This is a genomic window from Chitinibacter sp. S2-10 (assembly GCF_046530675.1).
Taxonomy (GTDB): Bacteria; Pseudomonadota; Gammaproteobacteria; order Burkholderiales; family Chitinibacteraceae; genus Chitinibacter.
On the sequence record NZ_CP172558.1, the window covers coordinates 3,150,042 to 3,166,962 of the forward strand.

Here is a 16,921-nt window from a genome sequence, read left to right on the forward strand (position 1 = left end):
GGACGCCAGTTTAGCAGTTAGCTGGGGGGGCTGAAAACCATACGCGGGCTGACGTGAAACGCCAGCACGAGCGCCGTTTATTCATCACTACCGTGACGCTGGAAAGGATAAATCGCGCCAAGATTTAATATCTGCGTCAATTCGTCGAGCGCAGTGCGGACTTCAATCAGCAATTGCGGGTCGACCAGATCGCCCTCGGCCAAACGGTCGCGATAATGGCGCTTCACCCAGTCGCTCAAACGGGCATATAGTGCACCATTCATCCAGATCGCCGGATTGACTGCCGCCGCTTCAGCTTCGGTCAGTGCAACGCGCAGCCGCAGGCAGGCCGGGCCGCCGCCGTTTTGCATGCTTTGCTTCAAATCGAAAACCAGCAGCTCATCAATTGCCTGATTGTCCTGCACCAGATGTTGCAAATAAGCCCATACGTCCGGCGTGTTGCAACATTCTTCCGGTACCAGCAAGCGTTGCTTGCCATTGGCTTTGGCGAGTAGCTGGCTGTTAAACAAGTATGATTTAACCGCGTCGGCGACACTGACTGCACTCGTCGGCACTTCGATCAGATTAAATCCGGCACCGAATTTCCGATTCAGCTCGGCATAGACCTGCTGCGAATTCAGGAAGGCCTGCTCATGGCAGAACAACACATTCTGGTTGCCGACAGCAATGACGTCATTATGAAAAACGCCCGCGTCGATCACCGCCGGGTTTTGCTGGGCAAAAACAGTATATTCGTCACGCAAGCCGTGCAGGCGTGCAACAGCCTGACTGGCTTCGAGCGTGTGGCGTGCCGGGAAACGCTGCGGCTCCACGGTTCCGCCCCAATGCTGTTTGCCGTAAACAAAAAATTCAACGCCCTGCACGCCATAATCACGGCAAAAGCGCGTGTGATTGGCTGCGCCTTCATCGCCCAGCGCGGCCAGCATTGGTAAAGCCGCGTGGACGTTGAAGTATTGCGGGTCGGCAAAAATCACTTTCAGCGTTCGTTCGGTCTGGCGATGTTCAATCGCACGGTGAAATTTGTTTTGCAGATTAGCGACGGTGAAATGCACACGACCATCGTTCGTATCGCCCGACGGACTCACTGTTGCAGCGTTGGCGACCCACATCGATGACGCCGAACACATGGCTGACAGATACCCTGGATTGGTATTACCCACAGCGGCAATCATTTCCTGATCGCTACCCGTATACCCCAGGTCACGAATCAGCCAGGTCGCTGGTCTTTCCTGAGGCGGCAACACACCTTGCTTGTAACCCATCTCGGCGAGCGCCTTCATTTTGGCCAGACCTTGCAAAGCCGCTTCGCGTGGATTGGCGACGAGTTTGGCGTTGCCGGTCGAGGCGACATTACCAAATGAATGGCCGCCATAATGGTGAGTCGGGCCAACGAGGCCGTCAAAATTGGCCTCGAATCCTTTTGATCCTGCAAAAGCTTCAAAAACAGTACTGGCAGTCATTACAGTGTCATCCCCGGTGGCAGTTGCGCTGGGCAGGAAAGTTGTTCGGCTTCAATCGACGCAACCGGATACGCGCAATAATCGGCAGCATAGTAGGCGCTGGCGCGATGATTGCCCGAAGCACCGACACCGCCAAACGGCGCGGCGCTCGAAGCCCCCGTCAGTGGCTTGTTCCAGTTGACGATGCCGGCGCGCGATTCGCGCCAGAAACGCTCGTATTGCTCACGCGAATCGCTCAGAATGCCGGCAGCAAGACCAAAACGCGTCGCATTGGCCAGAGTCATTGCTTCTTCAAATGTTGCGTAACGCTGAACCTGCAAGAGCGGGCCGAAATATTCGTCATCCGGCAAGTTTTCGACGCCGGTCACGTCCAGAATCCCGGCACTCAGCAAGGCCGTTCCAGCTTGCAGGTTTTTCATTTCCAGCAGGCTGACAGCACCAGCGGCCAGCAGTCGCTCTTGCGCCGCGAGCAGATTTTGCGCCGCAGTGACCGAAACGACGGCGCCCATAAAAGGTTGCGGTTCGGCATCCCACGCGCCGACTTGCAGTTGGCTCGCCACCGTGACCAGACGCGCCAGGAAGGCATCGCCCCATTCGCCCTGCGGCAGCAGCAAACGGCGCGAGCAGGTACAACGCTGGCCAGCCGAAATGAATGCAGACTGGATGACATGATGCAAAGCCGCGTTAAGATCGGCGACTTCTTCGACGAGCAAGGGATTATTGCCACCCATTTCCAGCGCGAGGATTTTTTCCGGCTGGCCGGCAAACTGTTTATGCAGCGCATAACCCGTACCTGCGCTGCCGGTGAAGTACAGCCCGTCGATTTGCGAATGAGACGCCAGCGCTACGCCGGTGTCACGCGCACCTTGCACGACATTGAGCACGCCTGCCGGCAAACCGGCTGCCAACCAGAGTTCGGCGGTTTTTTGCGCCGTCATCGGCGCCAGCTCGGACGGTTTGAAAACGACGCAATTGCCGGCGAGCAAGGCCGGCACAATATGGCCGTTAGGCAGATGCCCGGGGAAGTTATACGGGCCAAAAACCGCCACCACGCCGTGCGGACGGTGGCGCAAAACCGCCATCGCGTCGCCCTGCGCAGCCTCTTTGGTGCCGGTACGTTCTTCAAAGCTTTTGATCGAAATTTCGATCTTGTTGATCATCGTCGTGACTTCGGTCAGCGCTTCCCAGCGTGGTTTGCCGGTTTCCAGACCAATGCTTTCGGCCAGCGCCGCCTGATTGGCCTTGAGTAATTCGCCAAAATTGCGGATCAGCGCCACACGCGTGTCAAAATCCAGATCTCGCCAGGCGACAAAGGCTGAACGGGCGCTGGCTACTGCGGCATTCACATCAGCGGCACTTGCCGCATTGCCTTGCCAGACGATTGCTTGCGAAACCGGATTGCGCGAAGCGAATGGTTCAGCCGAACCTTGCTGCCACTGTCCATGAATCAGATTACCGTGGATCGAATTCATTACTTACCCCTTGGATGAAAGCGCAACGGCACGCACGCTGGCGCCGTCTTCAAGATTGAGTCGTTTCAGCACTGCTTCAGTCAGCGGCAGGCTGTCTTCGAGTGGTCGTGTATATGCGATCGTCGCGCGAAAATCGGCCAGCGCCCCATTGCTGACCAGCCAGGCGGTCGCATTTTTGGGAGGCTGGGTCACTGACAGACTTTGAAACTCGCGGCTGTCGCGAACCGCACGGATACTGTCTCGCGGGCATTCCAGCGTCGGCCCGGCGTCAAAAATATCGATATAGCCCTGATAGTGAAAACCTTCGGACTCGAGCATCGCACGAGCCGGGCTGGTCGCCGGATGAACATGCGCAATCACCGCCTGCGCTTCTTCGGGCAACAAACAGGTGTAAATCGGGTATTTAGGCATCAGCTCGGCAATGAATGATTTGCTGCCGACGTAGGATAAAAAGTCGGCACGAGCAAAATCCATTTTGAAAAAATGTCGCCCGAGGCTTTCCCAGAATGGTGAACGCCCCGCTTCATCCGACACGCCCCGCATTTCAGCGATCACCCGGGAGCCAAAGCGTTCGCGATGGCTAGCCATAAACAGCATGCGCGATTTGGACAACAATGCGCCATTGCCGTCCTTGCGATAATCGGGAGATAAAAACAGTGTGCACAGCTCACTAGAGCCGGTCAGATCGGAAGTCAGAAACAGCGTCGGTAATTGTTTATAGATATCGAGCTCACGCGAGGCATGCACCGACAGACCGACCCGGTAGTTGTACCAGGTATCATCCATACCGACAGCGCTTTCGATCCCGCAAATACCCGCCAGTTGCCCCGTTTCGTCGTCTTCGAGCGCAAACAGATAACTGGCCTGCCCTAGCGGCAAATGACCGTTCAGACTGGCGATGCTGGTCTCGATCCGCTTGATAAAGCGTTCCGGATTGGCTTGCAGCGTCGTCACGCCAACACCGGCACTGCCTGCCAATATCATCAGTTGATCAAGATCGGAGAGTCGGGTGGGACGAATCAGCATTGAACATGCCTAGAATGACATTTGAATCTGTTCAATGTAGCAAAGCAGCGCGATGCAGCGTATTGGGTCTATCCCCAGCATATCAATACGATCAGGCTGGAAAACGCTTAAGTAGTAAACCAAAAGTTTTGGCCCGAGGTCACCCCGTCCAGCATCGTTACCTCACCTTGTCGTACTACCTGTACTGCCTGCGGCTTCGGTGCCTTACTGGATAACTTTTGTACGGTTATTTACCGAGCAGCCGCAGGTTGCGATACAGCGTGCCAGGACTCGGCAGCGAGCCGTGCACGAACAAGCTGATCTGGCGACATCAGTTTTTCCAGTACGGCCATCACACTGACTGCCTTGGCGTAGACTTTGCTTTCTGGTGCCGAATTATTCTTTGAAATCAGCAACCATTTATAGGCTTCGGCATCATCCTGTCGTACGCCCTGACCATTGGCATACATCACACCCAGATTGCTTTGTGCCAGTGCATAGCCCTGGTCAGCCGCTTTACGATACCAGTTCACTGCGGCGGGCAGATTTTGCCTGACCGCTTCACCCTTGGCATAATGCACGGCCAGATTGTATTGCGCCTCGATCACGCCCTGCTCGGCAGCCTTTAAAAACCAGCCGACCGCAATCGTGCTATTTTTGGCGACACCCAGGCCCTTGTCGTAACTCACGCCTAGCGCGTACTGAGCATCGGACAAACCTTGTTCGGCGGCCTTTTTATACCAGCGAGTCGCCAGATTTTCATTTTTTGGCACACCGCGGCCAACCAGATAGAAATTACCCAGATTATATTGTGCTTCGGCCAAGCCCCGTTCCGCCGTGCGCTGGAACCACTTAGCGGCAATGGCATCATTGCGCGGCATGGCCGTGCCTTTGCTATACATCACACCCAGATTGTATTGCGCCTCGACATAGCCCTGCTCGGCAGCCAGTCGATACCATTTCAATGCTTCAACCGGATCAACAGGAACACCTTGCCCGGTTTCGTACATCACGCCAAGATCATTTTGTGATTCGGGATAATCCTGCTCGGCAGCCTGACGCAGCCAGCGAAGTGCTTCGATATCGCTCTGCGGAACCCCCACACCGGCATCATGCATTTGCGCCAGCGTGTACTGCGCCTTGGGCAAACCTTGCGTCGCCGCCTTGCGATACCAGCGCAGCGCCTCGATCAGATCTTCCTGTACACCCAGGCCACGGTCATACATCAAGCCAAGATTAAATTGCGCTTCGGAGTACCCCTGCTCGGCAGAAAGCAGGAACCATTTCTCTGCCTGCTTATAATTACGTCCGACGCCCTGCCCATTGCCATACATGACGCCCAACACGCATTGCGCATAACTATCACCACGCTTGGCAGCCGCAACGATAGCCGCAAAGGATTTTGCATCTCCACGAACCGCCCGGCTTTGCCAGTTTTTGACCTGCAGCATCCCGGCACTCATTGTTTCGGCCTGAACAGCGCCAGCACCCAGCAATAATATGAGGCTAGTCAAACAGCATAGACGGGCAACTTTCATTCACATGCTCACAATAAATGACTCGGAACAGTAAGCAACAACGCTTACGGGATAGCCACAAGGTGCAGCCACCATTCATTCGTAATATAAATTGCTTCGGCAACACCACGGAAAAACCAAATAGTTGTGCGTCAACAATGAGATAAATAGCGATAAATGCAATTTTTTTTAAAGTCGCCCTAAAGTCCCAAAGTTTTATACCGATACAGCAATCATGATGCTTAGTTTTGCACCGCAGCGTCAAGCGAAAGACAAAACCAAGTCATTACCAGGAAAGCCTTGTTGCTCCACTCTACCGCGACCGGGCAATCGTATAGCACAGATGCTGGATCAACCGGCACCGGGCTTGAACTTAAATTACTAAAGCGAGGTTCCCCATGTCAGTTCTTAAACTGTTTGGTTTTGAAGATCTTAATAGCGTCAAAGCTCGGCTGGGGCAAATCTCTCCAGCAGACTTGAGCGACCCTAAACTGAAACGCCAACTGGGCAAATTGCAAGCCAAACAAGGCGGTTTCTCTTTACTCGAATTGCTGGTCGTAGTAGCGATCATCGCGGCAATTGCTGCTGGCTCTACCGCCATGATCAACTCGGCAGATAAAAATGCCAAAGCGGGTATTAATGCCGATGCAATCGACTCAACCTTCAAGTCAATTGCAACTTTCAAAGTATTGAATAACTCTTACCCTGACTACTTTGACTCATTGGTTGGTAACTCCGCTGGTGACCTCGCCACCGCTGATGTCATTAAATTCTTAAGCCCAAGCCTGAGCACCATGCTGTTGAGCGCGGTAGCCGTGTCAGCATCGCAGCTCACTGCATTAACCAATGTCGGCATTAATCACCTTCAGGTCGTCGACACTGATTATTGTGGTGCCACCACCGCATCGGCCACGCTCTACTTCACCACCAAATCAAATAAAGCATTGGTGGGTAATTCATTCAAAGTGGGTACCGGTATTCCTACCGATTCCGAGTGCGGAGCATCAGTCAGCGTCAATACGGCAGCTCAGCTGGTCACACTGGATGCGGCCAACCAAGGTGCTCGGTTAAATGTCAGCACGACCAACACCATCGTTGCGTTCGGCGTAGGCCCATCTTCAACATTGTTTAATGCCAACTATGCAGGTGCTCTCTATCGTGCACCGCAAGATAGCAGCCTCGCAATTGATAAATACAACCGCTACATTGCCTTCTTTGATACCGGGCTGGATACAGCGCCGAACGTCACCGATGGTGCAACACTGGTGGCTGTTGTTTCGGCTCGAGGCAAAACCTTCGACGAAGAATTGGGTATCTGGAACGGTGCACTGTAAGCGAGTTACTGCTTTAGCTTGATCGCCATAAGGATAGTCAAACACGTGGGCACTCAGTACACTGATGTGCCCACTTTTTATTGAAGTCCGGAGTCATTAATGCGCCAGCGTGGCTTTTCCCTGATCGAGCTCCTTCTCGTCATCACCATCATGGCAGCGCTAGCCAGCCTCGCACTAGTCAACAGCAGCAATATCCAAAGCGACGGCAACGAACAACTGAGCACGGTGCAGATGAACGAAGTTGCCTCGGCATTGCAGCGCTTTCATCGGGATATCGGTTACTGGCCCGGAGAAAGCGGTGGCCCTGCCGAACTGGCCAGCCAGCTCTCCCCAATTCACGCCGCCGATCTGGGGCTACTAATCAAACAACCCACCACCTGCACCGGTATTTGCATCTGGGATAGCAACGCACAACGTGGCTGGCACGGCCCCTATCTACAGCCCAACGGCATCGGCTGGCTCAGAATTGGCCTTCAAACCATGCAAGGGGTATCAGCCGGAAAAGAATATCAGGCAAGCACCAGCGACACATACCAGTGGTATGTATCCAAAGCATCTGCCACTATCGGAACGAGCGAGGGTCGCATCAACAAGGGACGCCCAATCCTGTTTTACCCACCCGACAACAATTGTCCGGCTCGCACCAACGGCGAATGCCCCGCCCGATTAATCGCCGCCGGCGCCGATGGTGATTTTGGCACCGATCCTAAAATCATCGATGCCAATTGCCGCCCTAGTGACGACACCGGCGCTTACAAAGACAATCTGGTGTTGTGTTTATAGGCTGCATACTGGCAATGGCTGCAAGCCAAGCGTTATTTTGTTAAGCTTTGCGCCATTACGGTCGAAATAAACATTAGAAAACCGATATTCAATAGCCGCTTAGCAAGCTACCCATGAGGAATGACTATATCGTGAAGAAAAAAATCATCCTGGCCTGCATTGTGTTGCTTGCACTCTCGTCCGGCATAGTTGGTGTAGTTCATTATCAAGGTAAGGCAGATCAAAGCAAGGCCGATACAGCCAGCCAAGTCGCCTCAACCAAAATGAGCGATTTAACGGTCAAAAATGTCAAACTGGCTGAGCTAATGGCAAAATCCTTGCCCACCGATGAAGCATCAAAAGATCTTGGTATCATTCTCAGACCGACATTGGTACGCTTTACTGCCAAACTACTTGATGGCGCAAAACCCCAGAAAGCCGATGTGCTCCTTGCCGCATTGAGCACCATGGGCTTTACACCGATGCCTACCGTTAAGCAACGCATTGTATTGGGTTACACAGACGCCAAAAACCAGAAACAATATGTCGTCACCTACATCGAAGAACAAGCGGCACAGCACATCGGCAAGTACAAGGCAGGAGACATGCTCGAATTTACTGCTGTACATGCCTATAACTACTCTCGCGGACCTGGGCTGATGATCATTGCATTCACCCCCGCTCAATAAAATCCAAATCAGACGACCCGCTATCCACATATATGACTAACCGCCCCAACGCCGGTTTCACGCTACTCGAAATGCTGATGGTGATCGCCCTTTTGGCCGCCACAGCAGGCATCGGCCTGGCGACGCTCGGCGATGAAGATGGCAGCCAGCGAGACAATGACACCCGGTATAGGCTGGGAGTCATTGAACAGGCTATTGTAGGAAGAAATACCCCCGCTTTCGGCGGAGAAATGCGCCTATCCGGCTTTGTCGCAGATATGGGTCGACTGCCCAACACCATGGCCGAGTTACTCGGTAGCGGCAATCCAGCTTATGCAACTACCGCCAACGTGTTTTATGACACTACGCCAGATGGCGTCAGCGGTATTACAGATAGCAATGACGTAGCAACAGGATTGTCGTTCTCGGCAGGCATTCGAAAGCAAATACAAACCGGCGCAAGCGGGCAATTCAAGGATGGCTGGGGCAATGCCTTTGAACCCACATTGGGAAGCAACACCATTAGCTGGTTAAGCAAGGGGCGGGATACTGCATCAGGCGGCGGCGATGACCAAACCATTTCAATTGCGGCCACTGACTGGCTGGTCAATCTAGCCAGCTGGACTGTAACCATCAACAACACCGACTCCAATCCACACACCATCAGTATCGTTCTGATCAGTCAGGAAGCCGGTGCAGCTGCCCTGCAGTGGCGTCAGCGCTGGAGTGCGGATCAAGCCATTGCGGCCAGTAGCAGCCAAATTTTCAGTCTGACCCAACCCGCAGCTTATGCCGGACAAGTACCATTTGGCCGCCATATTTTGCTGGCAGTTGAAGCGGGCGCAATCAAAGCTAAGCGCTATGTCGACTTTTATCCCGGCACACTTCCGGCTCCTGTGACGCTCGAGGTTACGCCATGAGTTTATTCAAAAAAAAACCGACTTTATTGCTGATCTGGACCGGTTTCAAACTGCATGCAGCGATCTGGAATAATGGCATAAACGAAAGTTCAACGACTATTGCAGCAATCCGGCTTGAGCAGGCTTTATCGATGCTGCCCGAGCTGTATCGCAAAACTCAGAACGTCATTCTGGCGGCCAATGATATTGTGACGACCTGGGTTGATTTCCCGGTCAATCCTTACAGCCCCAAGCCACGCCGTGAAATGGATTCGATGGCACGTTGGGAGCTTGAGCCACTGCTTGAGCAACATCAGGCTATCTGGTCACTCGGTGCAGTTCTGGAAGGTCGCGGCAGCCTGTCGGCTAATTCACGACTCGTGATTGAAGAAAAAATTGCCGAACTCGGTGCACAATCGACCCCCAGTCAATTTGGCGATTTGGCCATCCGACTGGGTTTGCTGCAGCGCGAAGAGCTCGATCAGGCGCTCAAACATCAGACCATTTTGCGTGAAACCAGTAAAACCGTGAGCGTCGGACATCACGGCTATCATCTGAATGGTGGTGCTTCACTGTATGGCTGGCTGCTATCGGGCACCATCAGTTCTCGCCTCGAAGAATGGCGCCTCGCATTTCAACAGGAAGGACTGAAACTCACCCAGCTACTTCCATTGAACGGCCTTGCCACCACTGGACTCGGCGGTAGCAGAATCGGGCTTGAAATTTATCAGGAATCAGTCGTTGCAGTCTTGATGATAGCGGGACAGATCCAGGGGATTCGTCAAGAAGAGCGTGCAATTCACCGCAACCAGGACGATTGGGTCAGTAATATGGTTTATGACTGGGCTCTCCCTGAAATTACTCATGTTGATGTCATCTGGTTTTGCGTGCCAGAACCGGCCATGATCGCTTCACTTGGAGATCGTTTTGGCCTGACACCGACCGAGCATCCTGACGGCATTGATATGCAAATGCGCCAGCTAGCCAAGCTGATGAGCAGCAAACCTTTACCTGGCCAATGCGCCCCGCTGCCGATTAAACCGCCACTCGATATTGACTGGAAAAATCCGGCATTGATGCGCTGGTACCTGTTTGGGCTTGGGCTGGCTCTGATTCTGGGCTGGGCTGGAACTTCGGTGTTTGAATTGACACAACAACAGCGCGACTTTGCCGAAGCGGTGAAGACCCTGAGCACACAAACCGATTCGCACTCCAAATACAGTGATACCGAAACCGCAATGTCGATGCTTTATCAGCAGGTAAAAACCAGTCAGGCCGAGCATGATCTGATCAAGGCACGAGTCGGACGTATCATTAATCTGGATGACCGTGTTCAGCAATTGCCTGAATTGATTCGCGTCCTGGGCAATGTTATCGGTGATCAGGTCGTGCTTAATGTATTGAAAGAAAATACCAAAAAGGGTAATGGCAATATCGGCATCTATGTCGAAGCATGGTCGTTATCTGATGTGGCGGGTCAGGAGTTTGCAGCCAATGTTGCCGAAGCCATTAAATCGAATGGCTTTATTGTGACCCAGTCACAAGTCACCGTCGCTCCCGGCCGAAACGAATTACCCGGCTATAAAATCAGCTTTTGGTTGATTCCTGAAGAAAAACGCACACAACCCAAGGTGATTCCATGAAATCACGCTTTTCAATATCAGCCATCAGAATGGCATGGAAGAAAAGATCCAGAACGCATCAGAATCAGTATCTGATCGCCAGTCTGGCAATTATTGCATCACTTGCTTATGCAATTAATCTGTATAGCCAGCAAAGCATTTTTAAAATCGAACAAAAAATTGCCGCAGTGAACGAAAAAGCGAATGCAATCAGAACTGTAGGCGAAGTCCCCCCCGGAACCAGCATTGCCGATTTGCACGAGGCATTGAAAGTGTTAAGACTGGGAACCACCCAATTGCTTGACCGGGAAAGAGAGCTGACCAATCGCTTTGCACCCAAAGGGGATCTGGTCGCCCATCAGAACCTTAAAATTGCCATTTCTGCCATGGCAAACCGTTGCGATTTACTGGTTGATGAATTTACAGACATTGGGATTAGCGCTGCGGAAATTCGCAATCCACCCAATTCAGAAATGTGGGCTAAATTGGCAGACAACCCTTATCAGAGACCATTAATTCAATTCAAGGCACGGGCATCTTATCGAGGATTGATGCAATTTCTGGAAGGCTTAAAAACATTACCTTATTTAGTCGCGCCGGTACGGTTTGAAATTGAAGTCAAATATCGCAAGGACAATGCGGGCGATTTGAAGCAGTGGCTGGAAATCTCAATGGATCTGTCTCTGTAAACATATCGTTATTAACAACAATGCAGCATGAATACAAAAGGAGGGGAAAATGAATGAGGCCGCTTTAATCAATGCAGCTATTGAAACCGGTTTGATTGATGCCCACTCCCTGCCTTCATTACGTGCACGGGCTCGTACTGAGCGCCTGCCTTTTCTGGAAGTCGCGCTGCGTGAACACCGTCTACCACTAACAGCGCTCAATATGGCGCTCGCCACTTCACGAAAAATCCCTTACCTCAATCCTGAAGAGTGTTTTGTTGCCGCAGAGGATTTGCTCAAGCTCCCCCCTAGCCTCACACAACGACATTTAACTCTACCTGTCAGATTCAACAATCAGCGTTTTTTGCTGGTTGGTGACCCGGACGACAGAGCTGCACAGGATGCCGCCCGCCGAGCCCTTGGCGTGTCTTTACCAATTGCACTGGCTGAATCAGATAGCTTGGCGGCCATACTGAAACAGCACACAGGCAATTCAGGCGGTTATACCAATGAAATCGAAGACCCAGTCAAATTGCTGGATCGGATCATGAAAGAAGCCTGGCTCAGATATGCGTCAGATATTCACATCGAACCCACTTATGACACCTGGCGTATTCGTTTTCGTGCCGATGGTGTTTTGCAGCACTGGGGCGGAATGCTGCCTAAAGCCAATGGCGAAGCTTTGATATCACGCATCAAAGTACTGGCTGGCATGGACATTACAGAGTCGCGCATTCCTCAAGATGGCAGCATGCATTACGAAATCAAGGACTGGCACAATGCTGAAAGCGACTTGCGGATAGCCAGCGTACCAGCCCGCTACGGCGAACGGCTGACCATTCGATTACTCAATCAAGGCAAACTCAATCTGTCACTGAATCAGCTTGGCATGCCTCCTGTTTTGCTTGAGAAATTCAAAGCGACCCTCGCCAAACCACACGGGATCGTATTAGTCACGGGACCGACCGGATCGGGAAAGTCAACCACGCTCTACGCCACACTGCGAACACTCGATGTAAACCGATTCAATATCATGACGGTAGAAGATCCGGTCGAACAAACACTTAATGGCGTTACCCAGGTTCAGGCCAATGAAAAATGCGATTTTCCAGATGCAATCAAGTCTTTTTTGCGTCACGACCCAGACATTATTATGGTCGGAGAAATCCGCGATCCAGACACGGCAAAAACGGCACTTAAAGCAGCAATGACTGGTCACCTGGTACTATCCACGCTACACACCAACAATGCGCTCGCCGCTTTAACGCGCATGGTTGATATTGGCTGCGAAAGCTTTCTGGTTGCCGATACCGTCGTTGCCGTGTTTGCGCAGCGACTCGTGCGGCGTTTATGCAAAGCCTGCCGTACAACTAGCCAAAGTACCCAGGAAGAAAGCCAACTACTCGGCATCCCACTCAATTCGCCCATTTACCGACCACACGGTTGCCCCCAATGTATGGGCAGTGGCTATCGTGGGCGCATTGGGCTTTACGAAGGCATGTGGGTCAACCCTGAAGTCGCAGATGCTGTGGCTGCAGGCAAAACCGAACGCCAACTCATCCCTCTGGTTAAAGACTGGTATCGACTCAAAGAAGATGCCCGAACAAAAGTGCTCGATGGAACAACCAGTGTTGACGAAGTGCGATACTACCTGCTGGGAGAAGAGTGAAAATGGCCTGGCGCTATCGAGCCCTGGATCGCAACGGAAATGAAATGACTGATGTCATTGATGTGGCCAGCGAAACTGCTGCCCAGCAATTTCTACGCCAATCTGGATTGCATATCCTCGAATTAAGGGAAATTCAACCCGAGCTAGATAATGAAGGCAATCTGAGCACAATGCTGCATCCTGCAGCATGGCTTGGCATCAACCAAAATGACCTGATTCTATTATTTCGCCAGCTATCGCTATTACTCAGGTCAGGTAATACACTGATTAATGCAATCAATACCAGCATCCAAATTTCCGGCAAATACCGGATGAAACGAGTACTTGAAATCATCTCACTCAAACTCCAGCAAGGGCAAAGTTTTTCCAGTGCATTGGCAGATATTGGCAAACCTTTTACACCGATGATGGCAGAACTCATTTCCAGTGGAGAGCAAATAGGGGAATTGAGCACCGTACTTGAACGATTGGCACTCGATCTGGAACGAAGTAAAGAGTTACGTCAGCAACTGATCACCAGTTCGATTTATCCAGTCATGGTATTTTTATTGTCAGTCGGAGTCGTTTTATACCTCGTTCTGACGGTAGTCCCCAAATTCCAGTCTTTTCTTGAAGCCCGAGGCAAAGCCATTCCCTGGGCCGCACAGACATTGCTGGATACCGTCCACTGGTTACTCGAAAATGGCTTATTTGCATTTACTACAATTGCTCTGTTAGCAGCGGCCATTCTACTGAGCTACCGCATCAATGTGACCCGGTACTGGATCGATCAAATATTGCTAAAAATTCCTATTGTCGGGTCGTGCATCATTTCGGCAAACATGGCAAAAACCTGTTGGACTTTAGCAATACTGTTGCAAAGTGGCCTATCTTTGCTATCGAGTTTACGAATTACTGCCTATACAATAGATAATCATGTACACCGGCAAGCTTTATTGGAGGCTGGCGAGAAAATCCTGCAAGGACAGTCTTTGGCACAAAGTTTAAAAATTGATATATTCCCTAAGTTATTTGCTCAAATGGCATTGCTGGGAGAGAAAACAGGGGAAATTGCCAAGATCATGACCGAACTTGGTCTGTTTTTCCGAAAAGAACTGGATCAACGGGTCAAATTACTGTCATTACTGGTTGAGCCCATGATGATTTTATTAGTCGGCGGGATTGTCGGCTTTGTGTACTTTGCCTTTTTTCAAGCTGTATTTACGCTTTCAACCCGTTAAACATAGCGGCAAATCCGTCATCAACAGAGAACGTATGCAAAACAACAACAGCTCAGGCCATGTAGCCAGAACCATTGCGATGGTGCTGTGTGTTTGCACGTTCAGCATTACGCCAGCATTGGCCGGAAAACTCCCCAACGATCTCAGCTTTGACGCAGCTTCAGCCTCTACGCCAGCAAAAGCAGCAAACACATCAGCACGAGATCCATTTTCGGTTAGCCCTCAGTTTATGACTCAAGGCCGCTTTAATGATCAATTTTCTTCAGGCGGGATGACAAGCAGCATAGAACGGATTAAGGTCAAAGCCATTCTGTGGCAACCCAAAGGAAAAAGCATCGTATCACTCACTATTGATGGTAAAGATACCGTGACGCTGCGTGTTGGAGAGACTTTAACGCTCAGCAAAGGGGCACTGAAAGTACTTTCGATCGATCCGGATACTGTCGTAATCGAAGCGGGCTTTCTGCCGCAAGGGCTGATGGTTTTACGATGAAAATCAACACCTACACCACGCTGATCGCAGCCCTTTTTCTTAGTGGCATTACACTTGCCGCCAAAATAGAACCACAGCAACCAACACTGACTGTGTATGGCAGCACACAATCCATTGGTGACGTCGATTTTCGCTCTGTTCGGCTTGCCGAAGTTGCACGCTTGGTATCCAAACTCTCCGGCTTTAACGTTATTGCCAGCAATAAAGTAGCCGACATGGAGGTTACCCTTTACCTCAGAAATACCACCTTACCTGCTCTGGTTAGTAATTTATGCCGTGCAACTGGCCTCTGGTATCGCTTTGATCGAGACAGCCGAACTTATATCATCATGAGCGAAGACGAGTTCAGGCACGACATTATCGTTGCCCGCGATGACAAAACTCGAGTATTGACACTCAAACATAACAACGTAGTCAGTGCGGCCAATGCAGTCAAATCGCTTTTTGGTGATCGGGTGCAACTCGAAATTCCAGTCGAAGAAGCCCCTCCCTTGGCACTGAGCTCTCGAAATGCCGGTCAAATCTCGGTTGCAGCAAATAATCTGGCCTCGATTTCCGGCCAGGGTGGACTGGGTTACAACCGATTCAATCCATACAACGATGGCCGCTACTATGATGGCCGCCCCAACAATAATTATTACAACACCAACGACGACCCGAACCAGTTACGTTCGATCAAACAAATCATTGCGGAAGCTAGCACAAATACACTTAAAGAGCTTCAAGCTACCGACGGCAAAACCAAAGTCAATCCGAGCGGGGCTCCAATTTATGTCACTTATAACAATCTGCACAATTTATTAATGGTGCGTAGTTCGGACGAGGATGCACTCAATGCGATTGATCAACTCATTGCCAGCATAGACCTGCCATCCAAACAAGTTTTATTGGAAATGCAAATTCTGGAGCTTGGGGTCGGCGACGATTTCAAATCCGCGTTCAGCGTTTCATACAGTGACGGCAAAAGCTCGATTGGTTTTGGTAACGACGCGAAAAGTGCCGGTGGCGGCTTTAGCTATGGCTTCTTGAACGATATGTGGAAAATTCGTCTGGAGTTATTGCAATCACAAAACAAGATCAAAGTGGTTTCAACGCCCTCGCTGCTCAGTATTAATAATCAGCCCGCGCGGCTATTTATTGGTGAAGAAGCCATTCTCACCACAGGTATCGATGCCAATACAACGACCAACGACAATCAAACAAATACCAAAACTTCGGTAAAAACCGAAAAACGTGACATTGGCCAGACATTAACCATCTTGCCTCGAATCAATGCAGATCGCAGTATTGCACTGACAATTGACCAAGAAATTTCGAATATTATTCGTGGCGGAGCCACCCTGCCGATTACACTGGATAATCGAGTAGTTAATTGGCCCATTGACACCGTTTCTAATGCGACCTCTCAGCTCACCGTTTTGGCTCAGGATGGTCGCGCCATCATTATTGGTGGACTGACAAAAAGCAGCATTAGCCGCAATGCAGACAAAGTTCCGGTTTTGGGGGATGTTCCAGTGGTCGGACATTTATTCCGCTCGACCAATGACACATCCAGCGAACGTCAAATGGTACTCATCATTACACCGCGATTGATGGATGCCGGCAATTATGACAACTTCAGAACCGCCAACATGATTGCCAACAAAACCAGTGAAGTCATGTACCAAACACCGGTTGGCAATATGCCGGATCTGAACAACGTTACGGCGCCCTTCAAACCTGCAGGTGTTATGCCGCCGCCCAGTACATCAGACGGGGCACCGATTGTCAGAGTGATGCAACCACCAGTAGTTACACAAGAAGCAACATTACCAGTACAAGCAAGTGCGCCAACTTATATTGCACCCAAGCCAGTGGTACAACAGGCAGCACCACAGCCCATCACGCCCGTGCCAAGCAGCACTGTTGTGACGCCGCAAACTCCAATTGCAACTACACCAGTCAGCACCACCCCAATTGTACAGGCACCAATCAGCGTCAAAACGCCCGTCACAACAGTACAAACACCAACTCAACCGACTGTTGAACGCCCCGTATTTAGCACTTTCGATACCGAGTAATTCGGCAACGGTAATAAAAAAAAACGAGCAGCCTTGGCTGCTCGTTTTTGTTTTTCCCTAGGGTCTGTTGAC

The 16,921-nt window shown here is 51.1% G+C and carries 14 protein-coding genes; 10 read left to right on the forward strand and 4 right to left on the reverse strand.

Going from position 1 to position 16,921, the window contains the following annotated elements:
- Positions 1-77 precede the first annotated feature (77 nt).
- From astB to ACG2XO_RS14795, 4 genes are all read right to left on the reverse strand, one after another.
- The gene (astB, locus tag ACG2XO_RS14780; protein WP_410498752.1) at positions 78-1,460 is read right to left on the reverse strand and encodes an N-succinylarginine dihydrolase; all 1,383 of its coding nucleotides are present in this window, start codon (positions 1,458-1,460) and stop codon (positions 78-80) included.
- Entirely contained in the window at positions 1,460-2,932 is a 1,473-nt protein-coding gene (gene astD, locus ACG2XO_RS14785; protein WP_410498753.1) for a succinylglutamate-semialdehyde dehydrogenase, read from the reverse strand. Before astD ends, astB begins: the two co-directional genes overlap by 1 nt.
- A gap of 3 nt (positions 2,933-2,935) precedes the next feature.
- Complete coding sequence (astA, locus tag ACG2XO_RS14790; RefSeq protein ID WP_410498754.1) at positions 2,936-3,958, reverse strand: arginine N-succinyltransferase; 1,023 nt, start codon at positions 3,956-3,958, stop codon at positions 2,936-2,938.
- Positions 3,959-4,188: 230 nt separating this feature from the next.
- Complete coding sequence (locus tag ACG2XO_RS14795; protein ID WP_410498755.1) at positions 4,189-5,475, reverse strand: tetratricopeptide repeat protein; 1,287 nt, start codon at positions 5,473-5,475, stop codon at positions 4,189-4,191.
- Between the two features lie 491 nt (positions 5,476-5,966).
- On the opposite strand from ACG2XO_RS14795, the gene ACG2XO_RS14800 reads away from it, so the two are divergent.
- The 10 genes from ACG2XO_RS14800 (at position 5,967) to ACG2XO_RS14845 (ending at position 16,849) form a co-directional block, all read left to right on the forward strand.
- Positions 5,967-6,788 (forward strand): prepilin-type N-terminal cleavage/methylation domain-containing protein, encoded by an 822-nt coding sequence (locus ACG2XO_RS14800; RefSeq protein ID WP_410498756.1) that lies wholly within the window; start codon positions 5,967-5,969, stop codon positions 6,786-6,788.
- A gap of 99 nt (positions 6,789-6,887) precedes the next feature.
- Positions 6,888-7,571, forward strand: a complete 684-nt coding sequence (locus ACG2XO_RS14805) for a type II secretion system protein (RefSeq protein ID WP_410498757.1) — start codon at positions 6,888-6,890, stop codon at positions 7,569-7,571.
- A gap of 131 nt (positions 7,572-7,702) precedes the next feature.
- On the forward strand, positions 7,703-8,239 hold the full coding sequence (locus ACG2XO_RS14810; RefSeq protein ID WP_410498758.1) for a hypothetical protein: 537 nt from the start codon (positions 7,703-7,705) through the stop codon (positions 8,237-8,239).
- 32 nt (positions 8,240-8,271) lie between these two features.
- Entirely contained in the window at positions 8,272-9,138 is an 867-nt protein-coding gene (locus tag ACG2XO_RS14815) for a type II secretion system protein (RefSeq protein WP_410498759.1), read from the forward strand.
- A complete protein-coding gene (locus tag ACG2XO_RS14820; protein WP_410498760.1) occupies positions 9,135-10,760 on the forward strand; it encodes a hypothetical protein in 1,626 nt (541 codons plus the stop codon). Before ACG2XO_RS14815 ends, ACG2XO_RS14820 begins: the two co-directional genes overlap by 4 nt.
- Positions 10,757-11,428, forward strand: coding sequence for a hypothetical protein (locus ACG2XO_RS14825; RefSeq protein WP_410498761.1), 672 nt, complete (start codon positions 10,757-10,759; stop codon positions 11,426-11,428). The genes ACG2XO_RS14820 and ACG2XO_RS14825 overlap by 4 nt, the downstream gene beginning before the upstream one ends.
- A 49-nt stretch (positions 11,429-11,477) precedes the next feature.
- Positions 11,478-13,076 (forward strand): GspE/PulE family protein, encoded by a 1,599-nt coding sequence (locus tag ACG2XO_RS14830; RefSeq protein WP_410498762.1) that lies wholly within the window; start codon positions 11,478-11,480, stop codon positions 13,074-13,076.
- 2 nt (positions 13,077-13,078) lie between these two features.
- On the forward strand, positions 13,079-14,296 hold the full coding sequence (locus ACG2XO_RS14835) for a type II secretion system F family protein (RefSeq protein WP_410498763.1): 1,218 nt from the start codon (positions 13,079-13,081) through the stop codon (positions 14,294-14,296).
- The gene (locus tag ACG2XO_RS14840; RefSeq protein WP_410498764.1) at positions 14,256-14,789 is read left to right on the forward strand and encodes a hypothetical protein; all 534 of its coding nucleotides are present in this window, start codon (positions 14,256-14,258) and stop codon (positions 14,787-14,789) included. Before ACG2XO_RS14835 ends, ACG2XO_RS14840 begins: the two co-directional genes overlap by 41 nt.
- Complete coding sequence (locus ACG2XO_RS14845; protein ID WP_410498765.1) at positions 14,786-16,849, forward strand: hypothetical protein; 2,064 nt, start codon at positions 14,786-14,788, stop codon at positions 16,847-16,849. Before ACG2XO_RS14840 ends, ACG2XO_RS14845 begins: the two co-directional genes overlap by 4 nt.
- Positions 16,850-16,921: the final 72 nt, after the last annotated feature.

What these genes read in the sequence shown, in the direction of transcription:
- astB (WP_410498752.1), bottom strand. Translation starts at nt 1,460, where the DNA reads ATGACTGCCAGTACTGTTTTTGAAGCTTTTGCAGGATCAAAAGGATTC.
- astD (WP_410498753.1), bottom strand. Translation starts at nt 2,932, where the DNA reads ATGAATTCGATCCACGGTAATCTGATTCATGGACAGTGGCAGCAAGGT.
- astA (WP_410498754.1), bottom strand. Translation starts at nt 3,958, where the DNA reads ATGCTGATTCGTCCCACCCGACTCTCCGATCTTGATCAACTGATGATA.
- ACG2XO_RS14795 (WP_410498755.1), bottom strand. Translation starts at nt 5,475, where the DNA reads ATGAAAGTTGCCCGTCTATGCTGTTTGACTAGCCTCATATTATTGCTG.
- ACG2XO_RS14805 (WP_410498757.1), top strand. Translation starts at nt 6,888, where the DNA reads ATGCGCCAGCGTGGCTTTTCCCTGATCGAGCTCCTTCTCGTCATCACC.
- ACG2XO_RS14815 (WP_410498759.1), top strand. Translation starts at nt 8,272, where the DNA reads ATGACTAACCGCCCCAACGCCGGTTTCACGCTACTCGAAATGCTGATG.
- ACG2XO_RS14820 (WP_410498760.1), top strand. Translation starts at nt 9,135, where the DNA reads ATGAGTTTATTCAAAAAAAAACCGACTTTATTGCTGATCTGGACCGGT.
- ACG2XO_RS14825 (WP_410498761.1), top strand. Translation starts at nt 10,757, where the DNA reads ATGAAATCACGCTTTTCAATATCAGCCATCAGAATGGCATGGAAGAAA.
- ACG2XO_RS14830 (WP_410498762.1), top strand. Translation starts at nt 11,478, where the DNA reads ATGAATGAGGCCGCTTTAATCAATGCAGCTATTGAAACCGGTTTGATT.
- ACG2XO_RS14835 (WP_410498763.1), top strand. Translation starts at nt 13,079, where the DNA reads ATGGCCTGGCGCTATCGAGCCCTGGATCGCAACGGAAATGAAATGACT.
- ACG2XO_RS14845 (WP_410498765.1), top strand. Translation starts at nt 14,786, where the DNA reads ATGAAAATCAACACCTACACCACGCTGATCGCAGCCCTTTTTCTTAGT.